The organism is Mesorhizobium atlanticum, from assembly GCF_003289965.1.
Taxonomy (GTDB): domain Bacteria; phylum Pseudomonadota; class Alphaproteobacteria; order Rhizobiales; family Rhizobiaceae; genus Mesorhizobium; species Mesorhizobium atlanticum.
This window is the reverse complement of sequence record NZ_QMBQ01000024.1, coordinates 1-1339: the sequence shown is the minus strand read 5'-3', so window position 1 is coordinate 1339 and position 1339 is coordinate 1. Positions and strand designations below refer to the sequence as shown.

Annotated in this window: 1 protein-coding gene; it reads right to left on the bottom strand. The window is 60.7% G+C overall.

The features are described from left to right. Positions 1–31: 31 nt before the first annotated feature. Positions 32–1213, bottom strand: coding sequence for an IS630 family transposase (locus tag DPM35_RS32070; protein ID WP_112131467.1), 1182 nt, complete (start codon positions 1211–1213; stop codon positions 32–34). Between the last annotated feature and the right edge of the window lie 126 nt (positions 1214–1339).

Sequence of the window (1339 nt, the reverse complement as noted above, 5' to 3'; positions counted from 1 at the left end):
CTAGTTCAGCGTTTCCAAGAATTGAATCATATCAGGCGGCTTCGGCGAGTTTGTAGGACCAAGTGTGAATGACGGGATGGCGGTTGAGGTCCTCGATGCCTGCCATGATGCGCTGCTTGAGCTCGTGCTTGGATGCCACCCGGATGTGGCGCAGGACGGATCGGGCGAACTTTGAGAAGAAGCCCTCGATGAGGTTGAGCCAGGAGCCGTGCTTGGGTGTGAACGTGAACTCGAAGCGACCAGGCGGTTGGGCGGCAAGCCAAGTTCTGGTTTCTCTCGATATGTGTGCGGAATGATTGTCGAGGATCAACTTGATCGCGGTGCTGGGCGGATAGGCGGCATCGAGCAGGTTGAGGAACTCGATGAACTCTCGGCTACGATGGCGGTCTCTGACCAGCGCATGCACCTTGCCGGTGAGCAGATCGATCCCGGCCAACAGGCTGAGCGTGCCATGGCGTTTGTACTCATGATCGCGCGCGAAGGTCGGGTGGACGCCAGGTACGGGCGGCAAGTCCGGCGCCGTCGTTGCGATGGCTTGGATTCCCGGCTTCTCATCGTAGGAGACGATCGCCACCGACTTGCCCGGTTTGTTCGACTTGCCCGGTTTCTTCGACTTGCCCGGTTTCTTCGACTTGGCGGCGGTCTTTTTCAGGATCTGGACCTCGCGATAGACACACAAGACCTGCGCCATCTTCTGCTCGAACGCGGCGTCGCGACGTTCCAGGTAGTAGCGCACCTTGTGCGGCTTGATTTCCTCTTGGCCGAGGATCTTGCACACCGTGCCCTGCACCAGCCTGGCGAGACATTCGTGCCCGGCCGCCGGTCCATGCTCGCGCGCATGGCGTGCCAAAAGCCGCGTCGTCCACAACTCGTGCGGATAGCCGTGCTCTTTGGCCTTGTCGCACGCCAAAGATACCAGCCAAGCCTTGGCCTCCGGCGTGATCGTCGGCTCCTTTCCCGGATGCGGTCGGTCATCGAGTGCCGTCAGCGGCCCATAGGCCAGCGCTCGCTCCACGCAGCGCTCGACTGTTTGATGATGGACGCCAAGGCTCCGCCCGACCGCGAAGAACGATGGATTGTCACGGTAGGCGAGCAGCATTCGCGCCCGTTCAACCCGCCGGGCCGGCTCGGTTCGCGAGCGCGAAAGCGCCGTCAGACTTCCAATCTCCTCATCGCTCATCGCCAGCTCAATCGCTCGCCGCCTTCTTGCCATTTCGCTGCTCCTCGTTCAGCTCACTGCCAACGAGGAATCCGCAAGCAACCCACCAGTTCCATGCGCGACCTATTCAGACCCGCGCCTTTACGAGCACATGCCAGTTTCATGGAATCGATCGTCTAG